15 protein-coding genes and 1 pseudogene are annotated in these 18234 nt (G+C 65.3%); 9 read left to right on the top strand and 7 right to left on the bottom strand.

Features of this window, described 5'->3' with window-relative positions; genetic code table 11:
• Nucleotides 1-267: 267 nt before the first annotated feature.
• Nucleotides 268-1452 carry an MFS transporter gene (locus RBH19_RS13595; RefSeq protein ID WP_306729403.1) on the bottom strand — a complete coding sequence of 395 codons (1185 nt, stop codon included), beginning with the start codon at nt 1450-1452 and terminating at the stop codon, nt 268-270.
• A gap of 344 nt (nt 1453-1796) precedes the next feature.
• On the opposite strand from RBH19_RS13595, the gene ssb reads away from it, so the two are divergent.
• The 3 genes from ssb (at nt 1797) to RBH19_RS13580 (ending at nt 3564) form a co-directional block, all read left to right on the top strand.
• Nucleotides 1797-2246 carry a single-stranded DNA-binding protein gene (gene ssb / locus RBH19_RS13590; protein WP_306729402.1) on the top strand — a complete coding sequence of 150 codons (450 nt, stop codon included), beginning with the start codon at nt 1797-1799 and terminating at the stop codon, nt 2244-2246.
• An 87-nt stretch (nt 2247-2333) separates the two neighbouring features.
• Nucleotides 2334-2720: a GxxExxY protein gene (locus tag RBH19_RS13585; protein ID WP_306729401.1), complete on the top strand. Its 387-nt coding sequence runs from the start codon at nt 2334-2336 to the stop codon at nt 2718-2720.
• An 82-nt stretch (nt 2721-2802) separates the two neighbouring features.
• On the top strand, nt 2803-3564 hold the full coding sequence (locus tag RBH19_RS13580) for a glycosyltransferase family 2 protein (RefSeq protein WP_306729400.1): 762 nt from the start codon (nt 2803-2805) through the stop codon (nt 3562-3564).
• Nucleotides 3565-3933: 369 nt separating this feature from the next.
• Here the strand turns inward: RBH19_RS13580 and RBH19_RS13575 are convergent, their stop codons facing one another.
• From RBH19_RS13575 to def, 6 genes are all read right to left on the bottom strand, one after another.
• Nucleotides 3934-5298 carry a sigma-54-dependent transcriptional regulator gene (locus RBH19_RS13575; RefSeq protein ID WP_306729399.1) on the bottom strand — a complete coding sequence of 455 codons (1365 nt, stop codon included), beginning with the start codon at nt 5296-5298 and terminating at the stop codon, nt 3934-3936.
• 17 nt (nt 5299-5315) lie between these two features.
• Nucleotides 5316-7505 (bottom strand): sensor histidine kinase, encoded by a 2190-nt coding sequence (locus RBH19_RS13570; RefSeq protein ID WP_306729398.1) that lies wholly within the window; start codon nt 7503-7505, stop codon nt 5316-5318.
• Complete coding sequence (locus tag RBH19_RS13565; protein ID WP_306729397.1) at nt 7487-8068, bottom strand: DUF4390 domain-containing protein; 582 nt, start codon at nt 8066-8068, stop codon at nt 7487-7489. Before RBH19_RS13565 ends, RBH19_RS13570 begins: the two co-directional genes overlap by 19 nt.
• A gap of 185 nt (nt 8069-8253) precedes the next feature.
• Nucleotides 8254-9561, bottom strand: a complete 1308-nt coding sequence (rsmB, locus tag RBH19_RS13560; RefSeq protein ID WP_306729396.1) for a 16S rRNA (cytosine(967)-C(5))-methyltransferase RsmB — start codon at nt 9559-9561, stop codon at nt 8254-8256.
• Nucleotides 9558-10517: a methionyl-tRNA formyltransferase gene (fmt, locus tag RBH19_RS13555; protein WP_306729395.1), complete on the bottom strand. Its 960-nt coding sequence runs from the start codon at nt 10515-10517 to the stop codon at nt 9558-9560. Before fmt ends, rsmB begins: the two co-directional genes overlap by 4 nt.
• Before the next feature lie 6 nt (nt 10518-10523).
• Entirely contained in the window at nt 10524-11069 is a 546-nt protein-coding gene (def, locus tag RBH19_RS13550) for a peptide deformylase (RefSeq protein ID WP_306729394.1), read from the bottom strand.
• A 198-nt stretch (nt 11070-11267) separates the two neighbouring features.
• Here def and RBH19_RS13545 point away from each other — a divergent pair, with 198 nt between their 5' ends.
• The 6 genes and pseudogenes from RBH19_RS13545 to hemF all read left to right on the top strand — a co-directional run bounded on the left by RBH19_RS13545 (nt 11268) and on the right by hemF (nt 18198).
• Nucleotides 11268-12500, top strand: coding sequence for a LysM peptidoglycan-binding domain-containing protein (locus RBH19_RS13545; protein ID WP_306729393.1), 1233 nt, complete (start codon nt 11268-11270; stop codon nt 12498-12500).
• Between the two features lie 37 nt (nt 12501-12537).
• Nucleotides 12538-13677, top strand: a complete 1140-nt coding sequence (dprA, locus tag RBH19_RS13540) for a DNA-processing protein DprA (RefSeq protein ID WP_306729392.1) — start codon at nt 12538-12540, stop codon at nt 13675-13677.
• 16 nt (nt 13678-13693) lie between these two features.
• Nucleotides 13694-14179 carry a Smg family protein gene (locus RBH19_RS13535; RefSeq protein WP_306729391.1) on the top strand — a complete coding sequence of 162 codons (486 nt, stop codon included), beginning with the start codon at nt 13694-13696 and terminating at the stop codon, nt 14177-14179.
• 29 nt (nt 14180-14208) lie between these two features.
• Nucleotides 14209-16599, top strand: a pseudogene (locus RBH19_RS13530) (DNA topoisomerase I); the annotation flags it as partial.
• Between the two features lie 64 nt (nt 16600-16663).
• Nucleotides 16664-17260 (top strand): L-threonylcarbamoyladenylate synthase type 1 TsaC, encoded by a 597-nt coding sequence (gene tsaC, locus RBH19_RS13525; RefSeq protein WP_306729390.1) that lies wholly within the window; start codon nt 16664-16666, stop codon nt 17258-17260.
• A 26-nt stretch (nt 17261-17286) separates the two neighbouring features.
• The gene (gene hemF, locus RBH19_RS13520; RefSeq protein ID WP_306729389.1) at nt 17287-18198 is read left to right on the top strand and encodes an oxygen-dependent coproporphyrinogen oxidase; all 912 of its coding nucleotides are present in this window, start codon (nt 17287-17289) and stop codon (nt 18196-18198) included.
• The last annotated feature ends 36 nt before the right edge of the window (nt 18199-18234 follow it).

Raw genomic sequence — 18234 nt, 5'->3', positions numbered from 1 at the left:
GAGTGCTGAGTGCTGAGTGGGTGCTGGTCGGAGGGGGTGGGGTTCCTGGGGGTGTGGGGCTTCGACTGGCTGGTGAGGCGTAAGGCGTGAGGGGAAAGGCCGAAGCCTTCGGCTTCCGCGCTTTGCGCGTATCAGGCCGGCCTGCGGCCGGCTGTTGGGCGCCGTAGGCGCCCGGGTTGCCGCCTCACACCTTACGCCTTACGCCTCACGTTCGAAGCCGCAACACCCCAAGCCACCCCGACACCCTCTAACGCCCCCACTCAGCACTCAGCACTCAAAACTTTCCCGCGGCCGACACGCCGTGGCCATCAACAGCAACCACAAGGCCACCAGCGCGGCGGCGGCGCCCAGGGTCACCGGCACGCCGGTAAAACCGAGCAGCAGGCCGCCGCCGGCGCCGCCGACGAAGGCACCCAGGAACTGGGCGCTGGAGTAGAGCCCCAAGGCCGCGCCACGACGATCATCCGGCACCACCTGACTGACCCGGGCCGGGAGGTGGGCTTCCATGAAGGTGAAACCGATGAAGAAGATCCAGAGGCCGGCGATCAGCAGCCAGGCATTGCCACCCGAGGAGGCCATCAGACCCTGGCCGAGCGCCACCTGGGCCAGGGCCAGGAGCACCATGCCATGGGCGCGGCTGCCGCGTTCGGCCTTGAGCACCATGGGCACCATGCCGGCGACGGCCCCCAGCAGCACCGGCAGATAGATCTGCCAGTGGGCGGCCAGGGCCAGGCCGGTGGTGTCGCGCAGCAGGGCGGGCAGAATCACGAAACTCGCCGTCAGCACCAGGTGCAGAACGAAGATGCCCACCGTCAGGCCGGTGAAGCCCGGCAGGCGAAAGAGCTCCAGGCCCAGGCCACCGCCGCCCCCGTTCACCGGCACGCGGGGAACAGTGAGCAACAGCCAGCCGGCGGCCGCCAGCCCGAGAATGGCGGTGAGCAGGAAGATCCCCGGCACCCCCATGATCCCTTCCAGAACCGGGCCCAGCACCATGGAAAGCCCGAAGGCCCCGCCAATACTGGCCCCGATCATGGCCATGGCACGGGTGCGGAATCGAGCCGGGGTGATATCGGCGACCAGGGCGGTGATGGCCGCGGCAATGGCCCCGGCACCCTGCAGGCCGCGACCCAGGATCACGCCCCAGATGGTTTCCGCCTGGGAGGCCACCAGACCACCCGCGGCAAAGATGACCAGACCCAGCACGATGATGCGGCGGCGCCCGAAGCGATCCGACAGCGCCCCCATGGGAATCTGGAACACGGCCTGGGTGATGCCATAGACACCCAGGGCCAGGCCGATCAGCGCCGGCGTGGCGTCGGGCAGATCCGCCGCCCACACCGCCAGCACCGGGAAGACCATGAAAATGCCCAGCATGCGCAGGGCAAACACCCCGGACAGGGCCCCCACGGCAGGCCAGTTGGGACGATCGGATTGTTGGTTCGGCGTATTCACGGGGGCGGAGTTTACCAAGATATGGCCGGCGAAGCCGGCTTCGCCGGCAGGAGCAAGAAGCAAGGAGCAAGGAGCAAAAACACACGGCAATCCCTGCCCGCGTAGGAGCGGATTTATCCGCGATCACAATCCCTCCCCTGGCACGCCCCCATATCGAGCCCCCTGTAGGCGCGGGTTCAGTGTCCAATTCACGGCGCATTTAAGCCTTCCCCGACAATCCCCGTCGGAAAATGACGGCTCCGCCTGTCCCCTGCGTGATTCACCCCGTTGAATACCGTAGAATCCCAGCATCTTCAGCGCGACCTCCCGGTCGCAGGCTCAATCAGCAGGAATGAGGGAACACCATGGCCAGAGGCGTCAACAAAGCCATCCTGATCGGCAACCTGGGCGTCGACCCGGAAACCAAGTACACCCCCTCCGGGGCTGCCGTCACCAACATTCGCATCGCCACCTCCGAGCAGTGGCGCGACAAGAACACCGGTGAACAGCAGGAACGCACCGAATGGCACCGGGTGGTCTTCTTCGGCAAGCTGGCCGAAATCGCCGGTGAATACCTGCGCAAGGGCTCCAAGGTCTACGTCGAAGGCCGCATCCAGACCCGCAAATGGCAGGGCCAGGACGGCCAGGATCGCTACACCACCGAAATCGTCGCCAACGAAATGCAGATGCTCGATGGACGCAGCGGCGGCGGTGAATTCAACCAACGCCCCCCCGCCCAGAACCGCGGCCAGCAACCCGCCGAACAAAGCAGCAACCTCGGCGACCCCGACTTCGACGACGACATCCCGTTTTAAAACCGGAAAAGCGCCGCGAAATGCACGCAAAATGAACGCGAAATAAATTCAAAAAAATATTGAGGGGAAAAGGGCTCGGGGGGACGCATGGAATGCGCGGAAAAGCCGGAGCTGGACCGGCTCGCCCGGCTGGCTGTGGGGGCGGCCATGGAGGTGCTCAACACGCTAGGGGCCGGGTTTCTTGAAAAGGTCTATGAGCGTGCGCTCGTCAGCGAGCTGACCGCACGCGGCCTGGAGGTCAAGCCGCAGGCAGCGCTTGAGGTGGTCTACAAAGGGGAGCCGGTTGGACACTATACCGCCGACCTTCTGATCGAAGATCGCCTCATCGTTGAGCTCAAATGCGTCCAGGCGCTGCGTGAAGAACATATTGCTCAATGTCTGAATTATCTCGCGGCAAGCCGCTTGAAGATTGCTTTGCTCTTGAATTTCAGTACGCCGAGGCTTGAGTGGCGACGAGTAGTCAGAGGCCTGTAGTCCATCCTGACCGCCGGCACGGCCCCACATATAGCGTCCATTTAGCGTGCATTTCGCGGCCAAATGTTTTTAGGGTTTTCAAATGCGTCCGACGGTTTCGATTGTTACCCCCGCGCGTGATACGGCCCCGTGGCTGGCGGAGGCCATTGCGTCGGTGCGGGCGCAGTCGTTTCAGGAGTGGGAGCATCTGATCGTCAATGATGGCTCGGTGGATGACACGGCGGCGGTGATTGATCGGGCTGCCGGGGAAGACGGGCGGATTCGCCCCATTCACCTGGACAGCCCCGTGAGGCCGGCGCTGGCTCGCAACCGGGCGCTGGAAAACGCCCGGGGCCGCTACATCGCCTTTCTCGACAGCGACGATCTCTGGCTGCCGGACAAGCTTGAGCGCCAGGTCGCCTTCATGCGCGATACCGAAGCCGCCTTCAGCTACACCGCCTATTACATCCGGCGTGAAGCCGACGGCAGTCAGCGCATGATCCGGCCGCGCCCGCGAGCCAGCTACCGCAGCCTGCTCAAGGCCAACATCATCGCCACCTCCACGGCCATGTACGACCGCGAGGCCCCCGAAACCGAACTGGACAAACTGCGCCTGCCCCTGATCCAACAGCGCCAGGACCTGGGCTTCTGGCTGCGCCTGCTGCGCCACCTGGACACCGCCCACTGCCTGGAAGAGCCCCTCACCGTCATCCGCAAACGCGCGGGCTCACTCTCCGACAACAAACTCCGTTCCATCCTCTGGACCTGGCGCCTCTACCGCGATCATGAGCGTCTCTCTCTTATTCCCCGTTGCTGGTATTTCGGGAATTATCTCGTTCGCACCACGCTCAAGCATCTGCTTTGAGTGCTGAGTGCTGAGTGCTGAGTGCTGAGTGCTGAGTGCTGAGTGCTGAGTGCTGAGTGCTGAGTGGGGGCGTTAGAAGGTGCCGGGGCGCGGCTGGTGTTGCGGCCTCGACAGTGAGGTGTGAGGGGTGAGGCGTGAGGTGAAAAGCGGGGCGCCGTTGGCGCCCGGCGGCTGGCCTTTTGGCCAGCCTGGTTCGCGCGGAGCGCGGAAGCCGAAGGCTTCGGGTTTTCACCTCACGCCTTACGCCTCACACCTCACGTTCGGAGCCGGTGGACGTGCGGTGCCACCCCGCCCGCTAACGGCTCCGGCAAGTGCATATCGAGGCTAAAGCCTCTCCCACAGGCACGGCATCTCACCCGGCCCGGCCAATCAATTCTTCTGAATTTCGATACCGAGGGCTTTCAGCTTACGGTAGAGGTGGGTGCGTTCCAGGCCGACGCGTTCGGCCAGTTTGCCGACGCGGCCGCCGCAGAGTTCCAGTTGCTGTTCCAGGTAGGCGCGTTCAAAGCGTTCACGGGCTTCACGCAGGCTCAGGCCCAGCAGATCCTGCTTGACCAGTGGTTCCACTTCCCGTTCCGTCTCTCGTCGGAGTTCCCGTTCCACTTCTTCCAGGCCCACCTCTTCCCCGTCGGACATGGCAAGGAAGCGGTGCACCATGTTCTTCACTTCGCGGATGTTGCCGGGCCAGGGGTAGTTGCGCAGACGGTTCTGGGCGGCCACGGAGAAGCGCTTGAAGGGCAGGCCTTCCTGATCCACCAGCACGTCCACGTAATAGCGGATCAGATCCGGCACGTCTTCGCGGTAATCGCGCAGGGGCGGGACGTGGATGGGCAGCACGTCCAGGTGATTGAGCAGGTCCTGGCGGAAACGGCCGCGCTCCACGAGGCGGGCGATGTCGGGCTGGGCGGAGGCGACCAGGCGTACGTCCAGGGCCTCGCGGCGGGTGCTGCCCACGGGGCTGTAGCCGCCGGCCTCCAGCGCGGACATGAGCAGGCGCTGAACCTCGGGATCCATGTCGCCCAGTTCGTTCAGGAACAGGGTGCCGCCCCGGGCCTTTTCCAGGGCACCGGCTTCCAGGTTGTCACCGTCCTGGCGGCCGAACAGAACGACCTCGGCGTCGTCCGGACGCAGACTGCCGAGGACCAGATTGATGAAACGGCCATCCGATCGCGGGCTTTTTGAATGCAGATAACGGGCGAGGGTCTCGCGGCCGGTGCCGGCCTCGCCCAGCAGCAGCACGGGGGAACCCTCGGTGGCTACCCGATCGATTCGACGGCGGGTCTCCCGCATCACTTCGGAACGGCCCACCGGCTCCACCAGCGGGGACAGAATGGAACGCGCCTTGCGCCGTTCCCGTTCCTCGCGCCCGGCTTCCAGGGCTTCGCCGACGATCTGCAGCAGCTTGGCCATGGACAGGGGCTTTTCCAGGAACTCATGGGCGCCCAGGCGGGTAGCCTCCACCGCCGTGTCCACGGTGCCATGGCCGGACATGATCACCACGGGGCAGTCCAGATCGCCACCTCGCGCCCAGTCCCTCAGCAGGGTGATGCCATCCACATCCGGCATCCAGATGTCGAGCAGGATCAGATCCAGTTCGTTCTGTTCCCGGGAGCGGCGGGCTTCTTCCGCGTTGGCCGCGGCGGTCACTTCATAGCCCTCGTCTTCCAGGATGTCCCGAACCATCTCGCGGATGTCCGATTCGTCATCCACGACGAGAATGTGGGCTGCACTCATGCCTGCTCCTGCAATTGCTAGTGGGCGGTCAGTTCCGGTGTCGCATTGATGGGAATGTGCATGACGATACGGGCACCCCCGCTTTCGCGGTTGCCGGCATCAATGCTGCCGCCATGTTCTTCGATCAGCTTCTTGACGATGGCCAGGCCCAGGCCGGTGCCCTTGGGCTTGGTGGTGACGTAAGGCTCGAACACGGTGTTGCCCAGGTCATTGCCGAAACCGGGGCCATCATCTTCTACCACAATCTCGGCCATATCGACACCTCCGGACTCGGCCATGCGGCTGATGATGCCGATGTTGGCGCCCCCTTCCCGGTCGCTGGCTTCCTGGGCGTTGCGAATGAGATTGTGCAGGGCCTGGCGAATGCGGCCGGCGTCGGCGCGCACCCGGGGCATTTCCATGTCCAGTTCCAGGCGGATGTGCGGGCTGCCCGGCATGCCGCGGTAGAGGTCGGCCACTTCGCCGATGAGTTCGTTGATGTCGAGCGGCGCGAACTCCAGCTCCGGGCTGCGGGCATAGTCACTGAAGGCCTTGACCATGGCCTTGAGGGCTTCCACCTGTTGAATGATGGTATGGGTGGCCCGATCCAGTGTCTTGGCGTCCTCCACCTTTTGCAGGTACTTGTGACGAATGCGCTCGGCGGCCAGCTGGATGGGCGTGAGCGGATTGCGGATCTCGTGGGCCAGACGGCGAGCCACTTCGCCCCAGGCGGAATCCCGCTGGGCCTGCACCAGCATGGTGATGTCATCGAAGACGATTACATGGCCGGGTTCGTCCTCGCCCGGGAACGGCAGGGCCTGACAGCGGCAGATGAGAAGGCGGCGCAGGGTTCGGCCCGGCAGGGCCACCTCTTCATGCCATTCCGAATCACCGTCCAGGATATGCGCGGCCACCCGTTCGGCCAGAATCTTCAGGCGCGGCGAATCCTCGGCCATCTCCAGCAGGGGGCGCCCCTCCTGCTCCGCCAGACTGACCTCGAGGATCTGTTCGGCCGCGGCGTTGGAGGCGCGCAGGCGCAGGCCGGCGTCCAGGGCGATCACACCGGAAGTCAGGCGGGCCAGCACGGCTTCCAGATAGGCCCGCTCTTCCTCCACGGCACGACGGCTGCGGGCCGCCTGCTCCCTGGCCTCTTCCAGGCGCCGTGTCATTTCATTGAAGGACAGGGCCAGGAAACCGACTTCGTCATGGGCACGCAGGGGCAGACGGGTATCCAGCTCGCCGCGGGCCACGGCGCGGGTACCGGCAGCCAGATCCTGAATGGGTGCCACCAGGCGGCGAGCGAAATGAAAGGCACCGACGATGGCCAGCAACAGACTCAGCAGCAGCACCAGCGACAGGGTCAGCACGATGCTGATGCGGATGGGGGTGCGATAGAAGACCAGTTCGCGGTAATCCTGCCAGGCCGCCTGAACCTGTTCGGCCAGCTGGCTCTGTCGGGCCGGCACCGGGAAGCGGGCCTGCACCATGCGCGGTGCGGCCAGTCGCTCGGGTTCGGGCAGCACCACCAGGGCGCGCACATGAATCACGTCTCCCTCGCTGTCCGGCGAATCCAGGCCCACATGGGAGCCGCTCCGGCGCGCCTGACTGATGAGATCCCGTGAGGGCGAGGACGGCAACAGGCCGCGCCCGAACTCCACACTGGTGGCGATGATCTGGCCATCGCTGGCGAAGACGCTGAGTTCACTGGCTTCCATGTTGCGACGCAGATCCTCAAGGCGAGCGGGCATGAGATCCGCGCGCAGGCCCGCCAGCTCCCGCGCTGCCTGTTCGGTCCGGGTCTCCTGCTCGCGCATGCGCTGCTCGAGGGCGGCGCGGCTGAGGGCCAGGGAATCTTCCAGGGCGGATTCGATGCGCACGTCGAACCAGGAATCAATGCCGCGGGTGATGAACTGCAGGGAGAAATAGAACACCAGCACCACTGGCACCACGGCCAGCACGGCGAACACGGCCACCAGGCGGGCGGTAAGCCGGGAGCCGGGCCGGCGGGCGCGATACTGGATGACCAGGTGGGTGAGGTTGAAGCCCAGCAACACAATGAGCAGGGCCACACCCAGAATGTTGAAGCCCAGCAGCCAGTCGTGGAGACGATCGAAATCGGTGGCCTGCAGGGTGGTCTCGGACAGCATCCACAGCGAGGCCAGCATGAGCAACAGGCCGAAGGCCGCGAGCAGGGTCAGGCCGAGTTTTCTCAGGAGCGAAGGGTCCACTGGTACCACCCGCTGGAAATGCTGGAATTGGTCCACAGGCGGGCGATGATACCCAGCCCGTCCGGCCGCTCGCGAACCTCCATGCTCACGCGCATGCGCAGATCATAACGCGTATCCGGGTCGAGGGCGGATTCCTCGATCACGGGCAGATCCTCGATGCGGCCCAGTTCCGCAATGGCTGCACCATAACTCTGGAAGCTCTTGCGTCGGCCGGTCTGCTCGTTCTCGATGACATACAGGCGGGTCAGGGGCTGAAACTGGATGATGTGATGCCTTTCAAAGCGGGTTTCGACCGCATTGGCCCAATACCAGCGCGGGCGCCGCACCTCAACCTCGATGGACAGGCGCAGGGGCAGGCCGCTTTCCAGGGCGCTCAGGGCGGCTTCGTTGAGACGGTAGTCGATATCGGCATTGAGGTAGTGGATGCCATCCACTTCCTCGGTGAAACCGGTGATGAGGGTGATGGAGCCGGCAGACAGGCCGGCCATCCAGAACAGGGCGACAAGGCCGAGCAGCCATTGCCCGGCCCTTCCGGGCCAACAGCTTGTCGTTGACTTGCCCATGGAGGCGCCCCGCGATGTTCCGCCGTTGCGGCAATGATACAGGAAGGTTGGCCGAAACGAGCGCCTCTGACAAGGAAAATTTAGCCTTCCAAGCCATTATGTTGCGCAATTCACACAACCTGGAACATGAGAACCCCGAACGGGGCCGGAGGTTCCCCACCGGAACCGGAAAATGTCAGGCAGGCTCACGCCTCGGCGCGGTGAATCAGGGCATAGAAGAAGCCGTCACCGCCCTGGTGGCGGGACAGGCGCTGGAGCCCGGCCCCGGCCGGCAGGCCTTCGGGCAGCTCCGGTCGGCGCGCACGGGCCTCGGGATGACGCTGGAGGAAGGCGGCGAGCACGGCTTCGTTCTCGGCCCGCAGGACGGAGCAGGTGCAGTAGACCAGGCGGCCGCCCGGCGCCAGCATTGACCAGGCGGATGCCAGGATGGCTGCCTGGCGGGCCGCCAGCGCGGGAATGTCGGCGGCCCGACGCAGGGCCTTGATGTCCGGATGGCGGCGAATGACGCCAGTGCCGGAACAGGGCACGTCCAGCAGAATGCGGTCGAAGGGACGCCGATCCCACCAGTCCGCGGGCGCGGCGGCATCCCCGGCACGGCATTCGGCCTCGAGGCCCAGGCGCGCCAGGTTTTCGTGGACCCGCTGCAGCCGTCCGGCGTCCTGGTCCAGGGCCAGCAGTTCAATGCCCTCGCAGGCTTCCAGCATGTGGGCAGCCTTGCCACCGGGTGCCGCGCAGGCGTCCAGCACGCGTTGGCCGCGGCTCAAGCCCATCAGGGAAACCACCAGCTGGGCGGATTCGTCCTGGACCGAGAAATCGCCGTCGGCAAAGCCGGGCAGGGTATCCACCGCCTGGGCCTGGGGCAGGTAGACCGAGTCCGGGGCGTGATCGCCGGGGCGAGCCTCGATGCCGGCGGCCTCGAAACGGCCCAGCAGGGCATCCCGATCCAGGCGGCGGCGATTGACCCGCAGACACAGGGGGGGCTCGGCATTGCCGGCTTCGACAATGGCCTGCCAGTGATCCGGCCAGTCCTCCCGGAAGCGGCGCATCAGCCATTCCGGGTGCAGCCAGCGGGCCGGGGGATGCGCGTCTGCCGCGGCCAGGTGACTGTCACGCTCCCGGTCGAAGCGGCGCAGCACGGCATTGACCAGACCGGCCGCGCGCGGACGACGGTGGGCGCGCACGGCTTCCACCGATTCGGAGACGGCTGCGTGGGTGGGCACCCGGGAATAGGCCAGCTGGTAGAGACCCAGCAGAATGGCGGCGCCGACGATGGAATCCCGGGCCTTGACCGGACGATCCAGCAGGCGACCCTGCCAGAACTGCAGGCGAGGCAGATAACGCAGGGTGCCATAGACCAGAGCCTGCAGGAGGGCGCCGTCACGGGCGGAGAGCCCCTCGCGGGCGGCCGGCAGGCGATCGGACAGGCTGCCACGGCCGCTGACCACGTCATCGATGAGGGCGGCGGCCCGGGCGCGGGTGGACAGGCCCTTCACGCGGCGTTGCCCAGTCGCTGCCCCGGCTGCACGCCGGCATTGGCGAAATCGCTGCCGCTGATGGGCCGCTTGCCCGGCAGCTGAACCCGCTCCAGGCGAAGGGCGCCTTCGCCGCAGGCCACCAGCACACCGTCGCGATCCACCTTCAGGACTTCTCCGGCGGTACCGGAAGCCTCCATCACCGGCCGGGCGGCGTGCACCCGCAGCTGCTTGTCCTGCCAGCGGGTCTGGGCAACCGGCCAGGGGCTGAAGGCGCGCACACGGCGGTCGATGGTCAACGCAGACTGCTGCCAGTCGATATCGGCTTCGGACTTGTGCAGCTTGCGGGCGTAGGTGACACCGGATTCGGGCTGGGCCCGGGCTTTCACCCGCCCGGTGGCCAGGCCGTCCACGGCATCCAGGATGGCGTTGCCGCCCAGGGCGGCGAGGCGGTCGTGCAGCTCACCGGCGGTCTCCCGCTCGCCAATCTCGATCCGGCGTTCGAGCAACACCGGGCCGGTATCCAGGCCCGCCTCCATACGCATGATGGCCACGCCGGTTTCGGCATCGCCTGCCTCGATGGCCCGCTGGATGGGCGCGGCGCCCCGCCAGCGCGGCAAAAGGGAGGCATGGATGTTGATGCAGCCCAGGCGCGGCAGATCCAGCACCGCCTGCGGCAGGATCAGGCCGTAGGCGGTCACCACCATGAGATCGGGCGTCAGGCCGGCGAGGGTCTCCCGAGCGGCCTCGTCCAGGCGCTCGGGCTGATGAACGGGGATACCGCGTTCCAGGGCGAACTGCTTGACCGGTGAGGGCTGGGGCTTGCGGCCGCGTCCGGCCGGGCGATCAGGCTGGGTGAACACCGCCACCACCTGGTGGCCACTGTCGGCCAGGGCTTCCAGGGCGGGAACGGCAAAACCGGGGGTGCCGGCGTAGACGATTCTCAGGCCGCCGGGCCTTTGCTCACTGCCGGCCACCGGGCGTCAAAGCACCGGCTGGGCGGCGGTGTCGGTCTCCTCGCGACCGGAACGGGCGGCGCGGCGGGCCTTCTCCAGACGCTTGCGCACCATCTTGCGCTTGAGATCAGAGAGGTAGTCCACGAACAGCTTGCCGTCGAGATGATCGATTTCATGCTGGATGCAGACCGCCAGCAGGCCGTCGGTCTCCAGCTCGAATTCCTTGCCATCACGATCCTGGGCACGGACGCGGATCCAGTCGGCGCGCTTGACCTCGGCGAAGATGCCGGGGACGGAGAGGCAGCCCTCTTCCATCACCTCTTCGCCCCGCTTTTCCAGGATCTCGGGGTTGATGAAGACGCGGGGATCGGAGCGATCCTCGCTGACATCGATCACCATCATGCGCTTCTGCACATTGACCTGGGCGGCCGCCAGACCGATGCCGGGAGCCTCGTACATGGTCTCGAACATGTCATCGATCAGCTGATGCAGCTCGGCATCGAACTGCTCCACCCGCTGGCCCTTCTTGCGCAGGCGCGGATCCGGATAACTGAGAATGTTGAGTTTGGCCATGTCTGCTCCCCGTGCCCGTGGCACAAGAATTCGTGCAATTCCAGAGAGATTGCTGCTAAAGTTGCTATTGTACTAGAAACAAGTCCGACCCTGCAGGTCTTTCAGGGCTTAAGACCCGCCACCACCTGCCGGGTTCCGCAAGGAATCGGCCCGCGCCGCAGCGCCGGGGCCGACGTCGCCAGAGGGGAGCCAGCCATCATGCCCAAGGCAGTCAACCAGGGCCCATCCACGGGCTGTCGCCAGGATGCAGCCTGCGCGGGCGTCACCCGCCTCTCGCCGCTGTGGCCGAGTCTGTTCGCCGCCCTCTTCCTGGCCGCCTGCGGCGGCACCCCGGAACCGGCCCCCGAGCCGGAACCCGAGGTGGTGGAGGAAGCACCCGAGCCCTTCGTGGAGGAACCGGCCCCGGTGGAACCGGCCGAACGCGCCCCGCGCCGTTATGTGGTGCAGCGCGGCGATACCCTCTGGGACATTTCCACCATGTTCCTGCGCGACCCCTGGCTGTGGCCGGAGATCTGGCACATCAACCCCCAGATCCGCAATCCACACCTTATCTATCCGGGTGATGTGATTACCCTGTTCTGGGTGGATGGCCGGCCGCATATTCAGATCGAGCGGGACGACGAAATCTACCAGACCACCCTGCCCATCGAACGCCTGAGTCCGCGCATTCGCTACGAATCGCTGCCGCGGGCGGTACCGTATCTACCGGCGGATGCCATGGGCGCACTGCTGCGGCGCCCCCTGATTCTGACCGATGACGCCTATCGCAACGCCCCCTACATCCTGCGCTCTGCCGACGGGCGCCTGATGACCAGCGCCGGCGATGAGATCTTCGTGCGCAACTTCAACGACAGCGATGCCCGCCGCTACACCATCCTGCGCCGGGGCGATGCCTACCGGGATCCGGACAGCGGCCGCCTGCTGGGCCGGGAAGCCATCTACATCGGCGACGCTACCTACGTGCGCGGTGATGACCCGGCGACCCTGTTCGTGACCCGGGCCGTGCAGGAGGCCCGCGAGGGCGACCGCCTGTTCCCGGTGGAGGAACGCCGCCTGCAGCGGGAGTTCTTCCCGCGTGCCCCGCAGCAGGAACTGGATGGGCGCGTGATCGACATGGTCGGTGGCGGCGACCTGATCGGGCAGTACCAGACCATCGTGGTCAACCTGGGCGCGAAGGACGGCATCGAGCACGGTCATGTGCTTGACGTCTATCGCCGGGGCGAAGTGGTGCGTGACAGCGAGCGGGGACTGTTCGGTCAGCGGGTGCGACTGCCGGACGAGCGTGCCGGCCTGATCCTGATCTACCAGGTGCACGAAGAGCTGAGCTACGGCCTGGTGATGGAGGCGCGCCGGGAGATGTTTGCCGGTGACATCGTCACCAACCCGCGCCAGCGCATCCGCACACCCCAGATGCGTGAACCCCGCCCCTGACACAGCCGGGGGAGACTGACGGAGTGCGAGCGGGCCATTGACTGAGCGCAAGGACCCATCCGGGGAACTGGCCGCCTGGCTGGCCCTGGCCCACGTGGCGGGCATCGGGGGAAGCCTGCGACAGCGCCTGCTGGATCATTTCGGCAGTGCCGAGGCGGTCATTCAGGCGCCGGATCGTGAACTGGCGGCCCTGGATGTGGCGCCCGAGGCCCGCGCCGACCTGCACGCGCCCGACTGGGCCGCGGTGGAGGCGGAAATGCGCTGGGCCGAAGGCCCCGCTCATCATCTCCTGCGTGAATCCGACCCGCGCTGGCCGCCCTTGCTGCGCCAGATCCCCGATCCGCCACCCCTGCTCTACTGCCATGGCGACCCGACCCATCTGCGGGACCCGGGCCTGGCCATGGTGGGCAGCCGCAACCCCACCCGGGGTGGACGGGAAACCGCCCATGATTTCGCCGAGGCCCTGTCAAAGATGGGCCTGGTCATTACCAGTGGTCTGGCCATGGGCGTGGATGCCGCCGCCCACCAGGGCGCCCTGGACGCCGGCGGGCCCACAATCGCCGTGATGGGCACCGGCCCGGACGTGATCTACCCCCGCCGCAATGCCGAATTGGCGGCCGCCATTGCCGACAGCGGCTGCCTGGTGAGCGAGCATCCGCCCGGCACCCAGGCCCGGCGTGGGCATTTTCCGCGCAGAAACCGTATAATCGCGGGCCTTTCGCTCGGGACACTGGTGATCGAGGCGGCGCTGCGCAGCGGCTCGCTGATCACCGCCCGTCTGGCGGCGGAGCAGGGGCGCGAGGTGTTTGCCGTGCCCGGCTCCATTCACAATCCGCTGGCCCGGGGCTGTCACCGCCTGATCCGTGCCGGCGCCAAACTGGTGGAATCCACCGACGATATCCTGGAAGAACTGCGGGGCATCGCCAGCCTGGCCGATGAGCTGGATCTGGCACCCGCCGATCCGGATACGGCGGCCCGCCAGTCGAGCGGGCACTCCCGCTCGGACCCGGCTTATGAGAGCCTGCTTGAAGCGGTGGATTTTTCACCCACGCCGGTGGACCGGATCATCGAGCGCTCCGGTTTGACCGCTGCCAGCGTATCCTCCATGCTCCTGATGCTGGAGCTGGAGGGCCGCGTGGAGTCCGCCCCCGGCGGGCGCTACATCCGCAGAAACTGACTCTGCAGGAGCAACAATGCGTACCAAAGAGAATGTCCTCGATGTGCTGATGTACCTGTTCGAGAACTACATGGGCGAGGACATGGAAGAGGCCGAGACCGATCAGGACACCCTGTTCTGTGAACTGGAAGAGGCCGGCTTCCCCAGCAGTGAAATTCACAAGGCCTTTCAGTGGCTGGAAGACCTGGCCGGTGATGACGGCGCGGGCGAGATGGTGGACGACGGCGCCGCCTCCCTGCGTGTCTTCAACCCGGAAGAGGAAAACCGCATCTCCACCGAGTGCCGCGGTTTTCTCATCTATATTGAACAGATCGGGATACTGGATCCGATCCAGCGCGAGCGGGTAATCGACCGCATCATGGCGCTGGAAACGGCGAGCGTTGACCTGGACCAGGTGAAGTGGATCGTGCTCATGCTGCTGTTCAATCAGCCGGGGCAGGAAGAGGAATACGCCCGCATGGAAGATCTGGTATTCGATGAACATCCCGGACGCCTGCATTGAGCCGTCCGGCTTCGGAAAAGTGAGTCGCAATGAGCAGCAACCTGGTCATCGTCGAATCGCCGGCCAAGGCCCGCACCATCGAGAAGTATCTGGGCAAGGACTTCAAGGTGCTGGCCTCCTACGGTCATGTGCGCGACCTGGTGCCCAAGGAGGGCGCGGTGAAGCCCGACGAGGGCTTCGCCATGAACTACGAAGTCATCGAGCGCAACAAGAAGCATGTGGATGCCATCGAAAAGGCACTGAAGAAGGCCAACGCCCTTTATCTGGCGCCTGACCCCGACCGTGAAGGGGAAGCCATTGCCTGGCATCTGCTGGAACTGTTGAAGGAACGCGGTGCCCTGGATGGCAAGGAAGTGCATCGCGTGGTGTTCCATGAAATCACCAAGCGGGCCATCCAGAAGGCCATCGACAATCCGCGCGACATGTCCGGTGAGCTGGTCAATGCCCAGCAGGCCCGGCGCGCCCTGGATTACCTGGTGGGCTTCAACCTTTCCCCCCTGCTGTGGAAGAAGATCCAGCGCGGCCTGTCCGCCGGCCGGGTGCAGTCACCGGCCCTGCGCATGATCGTCGAGCGCGAGCGGGAAATCGAGGCCTTCAACCCGCAGGAATACTGGAGCATCGACGCCGAGGCCGCCAAGGAGAGCCAGAGCTTCCAGGCCAAGCTGACCCGCTATCAGGGCGAGAAGGTGGAGCAGTTCAGTTTCACCAATGGCGAGCAGGCCCAGGCGGTGGAAGACAACCTCAAGGCCGCCGCCAACGGCGTGCTCAGCGTGGACAAGGTCGAGAAGAAACAGCGCAAGCGCAATCCGGCTCCGCCCTTCACCACCTCCACCCTGCAGCAGGAAGCCAGCCGCAAGCTCGGCTTCGGCGCCCAGCGCACCATGCGCGTGGCCCAGCAGCTGTATGAAGGGATTGATTTCGGCGAGGGCGCCACCGGCCTCATCACCTACATGCGTACCGACTCCGTGGCCCTGGCCAACGAGGCGGTGAGCGAGATCCGCGAGGTAATTGCCCAGCGCTTCGGCGCGGAGAATGTGCCCGACGAGATTCGCAACTACCGCACCAAGTCCAAGAACGCCCAGGAGGCCCATGAGGCCATCCGCCCCACCTCCGCGGCTCGTGCCCCGGAAGAACTCAAGGCCCATCTGGACCGTGATCAGTACCGCCTGTATGAACTGATCTGGAAGCGCACCGTGGCGTGCCAGATGGTGCATGCCCTGTTCAATACCGTGGGTGTGGATCTGGGTTGCGGGGAAGGCAATAGCTTCCGCGCCACCGGCTCGCAACTGGTGAAGCCGGGCTTCATCGCCGTCTATCAGGAATCCTTCGACGACAAGAAGGGCGATGATGATGCCGACAAGCTGTTGCCGCCGCTGGAAGAAGGCGAAACCGTCAAGCTGGAACAGCTGATCACCGAACAGCACTTCACCGAGCCACCGCCACGCTTCACCGAGGCCAGCCTGGTGAAGGCCCTGGAAGAGTACGGCATCGGTCGGCCGTCCACCTACGCCTCCATCATTTCCACCCTGCAGAATCGCGAGTACGTGGAGATGGATCGCAAGCGTTTCCGCCCCACCGACGTGGGCCGGGTGGTGAACGACTTCCTGACCAAGCATTTCACCCAGTACGTGGACTACGACTTCACCGCGCGGCTGGAAGACGAACTGGACGAGATCTCCCGGGGCGAGAAGGACTGGGTGCCCCTGATGCGGGAATTCTGGGACCCCTTCCGCGAACGGGTGGAAGAAAAGGAAAAATCCGTCACCCGCGAGGAAGCCGTCCAGGCGCGGGAACTGGGCACCGATCCCAAGAGTGGCCGCCCCGTGACCGTGCGCTTCGGTCGCTTCGGGCCTTTCGTGCAGATCGGCACCAAGGACGACGAGGAGAAGCCGAAGTTTGCCGGCCTGCGTCCGGGTCAGAAGATGGACGAGATCGAGCTGGACGAGGCCCTGGCCCTGTTTGACCTGCCCCGTGATCTGGGCGAGACCCCGGATGGGGAACCCGTACAGGCCAATATCGGCCCCTACGGCCCCTATGTGAAGTTCGGCCGCAAGTACGCCTCCCTGGGTGAAGACGATGATGTTTACACCATCGAGCTGCCGCGGGCGCTGGAGATCATCGAGGCGAAGAAGAAGGAAGACGCCAACCGGGTGATCCATGACTTCACCGAGGAAGGCATTCGCGTGCTCAACGGCCGTTTCGGGCCCTATGTCACCGACGGCAACAAGAACGTCAGCGTGCCCAAGGACCGCGACCCCAAGAGCCTGACGCTGCCCGAGTGCCGGGAGATGATTGCCAACGCCCCGGAACGCAAGGGCCGCTTTGGCCGTCGCAAGAAGGCGGGCAAGAAAGCCGCCGCCAGGAAAGCGACCAAGAAGACGGCGAAGAAGAAGACAGGCAAGAAGAAGGCCAGCAAGAAAAAGGCCGGCAAGAAGGCATCGAAGAAAAAGAAGAAGACTTCCGCGGCCTGAGTCCTGAGACACCATGACGGAGAGCGGTCGTCCTCAGCCCACCCAGCAGGGTCATTCCCTGGCCGATGCCGTGGAATGCCTCAAGGCCGGCGGGCTGGTGGCCTATCCCACGGAGGGTGTCTTCGGCCTTGGTTGCGACGCCCTGGATGGTGCGGCGGTGGATCGCCTGCTGGCACTCAAGGGTCGGGAAGCGGCCAAGGGTCTGATCGTCATCGGCGCTTCCCTGCTGCAGCTGGAACCCCTGATTCAGCCCCTGACCCGGGAACAGCGGCGCAAGCTGGAGAAACACTGGCCCGGGCCATTGACCTGGATCGTGCCGGCAGCCGATGATGCGCCCGAGTGGCTGACGGGCGGGCGCGACACCATTGCCGTTCGGGTACCGGCCCACCCCATTGCCTGCAATCTCTGCCAGCTGTTTCGCGGCCCCATCGTCTCCACCAGTGCCAACCGCAGTGGTGAAGACGCGGCCCGGGATGCGGACACCGTGGCGGGCCTCTTCCCCACGGGCATCGACTACATCTTCGACTGCCCGGTGGCGGGTCTGAAGGGCCCGAGTGAAATCCGCGAACTCCTGACCGACCGGGTCATTCGCCCCGGTGGGGGCCAGTAAGTCTCCCAGCAAGGACAACACGCTTCATGTCAGACCTCGTCAACAAACAGGCGGTGAAGGATTACCTCACCGGGCTGCACGATCACATTACCGATACTCTCGAACACCTTGACGGTGGTGGGCATTTCCATCGTGATACCTGGCAACGGGAGGCCGGCGGTGGTGGTGACAGCCGGGTGATGACCGAAGGGGCCCTGTTCGAGCGCGGCGGGGTGAGTTTCTCCCACGTCATGGGTGACGGCCTGCCCGCCTCGGCATCGGCCCATCGCCCGGAGCTGGCGGGACGAAGCTTTGAGGCCATGGGGGTGTCCCTGGTCATGCATCCACGCAACCCCTATGTGCCCACCTCGCACATGAACGTGCGCTTCTTCGTGGCCGAAAAGGATGGGGCCGACCCGGTGTGGTGGTTCGGCGGCGGCTTCGATCTCACGCCCTACTATGGCTTCGACGAGGACTGCCGGCACTGGCACGCGAACGCCAGGGCGGCCTGCGAGGGCTATGGGGCGGAGGTCTATCCACGCTACAAGCAGTGGTGTGATGAATACTTCCATCTGAAACACCGCAATGAACCCCGCGGCATCGGTGGCCTGTTCTTCGATGATCTCAATGAATGGGGCTTTGAGCGCAGCTTCGCCTTCATGCGATCGGTGGGTGACCACTATCTGCCCGCCTATGTACCCATCGTGGAGGTCCGCCGCGACCATCCCTATGGTGAACGGGAACGGGAATTCCAGCTCTACCGGCGCGGACGCTACGTGGAGTTCAACCTGGTCTACGACCGCGGCACCCTCTTCGGCCTGCAGTCGGGCGGGCGCACCGAATCCATCCTCATGTCCATGCCGCCACGGGTTCGCTGGGAATACAACTGGCATCCCGAGCCGGGGACGCCCGAGGCGGAACTGTATGAGCGTTACCTGGTGCCAAGGGATTGGGTTTGAGTGCTGAGTGCTGAGTGCTGAGTGCTGAGTGCTGAG

Source organism: Natronospira bacteriovora (genome assembly GCF_030848495.1).
GTDB classification, from domain to species: domain Bacteria; phylum Pseudomonadota; class Gammaproteobacteria; order Natronospirales; family Natronospiraceae; genus Natronospira; species Natronospira bacteriovora.
The sequence above is the reverse complement of the archived record's forward strand: the minus strand, read 5'-3'. Positions and strand labels throughout refer to the sequence as shown.

Bases quoted from the DNA above. Each gene is read 5' to 3' on its own strand.
- ssb (WP_306729402.1), top strand. From the start codon at position 1,797: ATGGCCAGAGGCGTCAACAAAGCCATCCTGATCGGCAACCTGGGCGTC.
- RBH19_RS13585 (WP_306729401.1), top strand. From the start codon at position 2,334: ATGGAATGCGCGGAAAAGCCGGAGCTGGACCGGCTCGCCCGGCTGGCT.
- RBH19_RS13580 (WP_306729400.1), top strand. From the start codon at position 2,803: ATGCGTCCGACGGTTTCGATTGTTACCCCCGCGCGTGATACGGCCCCG.
- RBH19_RS13575 (WP_306729399.1), bottom strand. From the start codon at position 5,298: ATGAGTGCAGCCCACATTCTCGTCGTGGATGACGAATCGGACATCCGC.
- RBH19_RS13565 (WP_306729397.1), bottom strand. From the start codon at position 8,068: ATGGGCAAGTCAACGACAAGCTGTTGGCCCGGAAGGGCCGGGCAATGG.
- def (WP_306729394.1), bottom strand. From the start codon at position 11,069: ATGGCCAAACTCAACATTCTCAGTTATCCGGATCCGCGCCTGCGCAAG.
- RBH19_RS13545 (WP_306729393.1), top strand. From the start codon at position 11,268: ATGCCCAAGGCAGTCAACCAGGGCCCATCCACGGGCTGTCGCCAGGAT.
- RBH19_RS13535 (WP_306729391.1), top strand. From the start codon at position 13,694: ATGCGTACCAAAGAGAATGTCCTCGATGTGCTGATGTACCTGTTCGAG.
- tsaC (WP_306729390.1), top strand. From the start codon at position 16,664: ATGACGGAGAGCGGTCGTCCTCAGCCCACCCAGCAGGGTCATTCCCTG.
- hemF (WP_306729389.1), top strand. From the start codon at position 17,287: ATGTCAGACCTCGTCAACAAACAGGCGGTGAAGGATTACCTCACCGGG.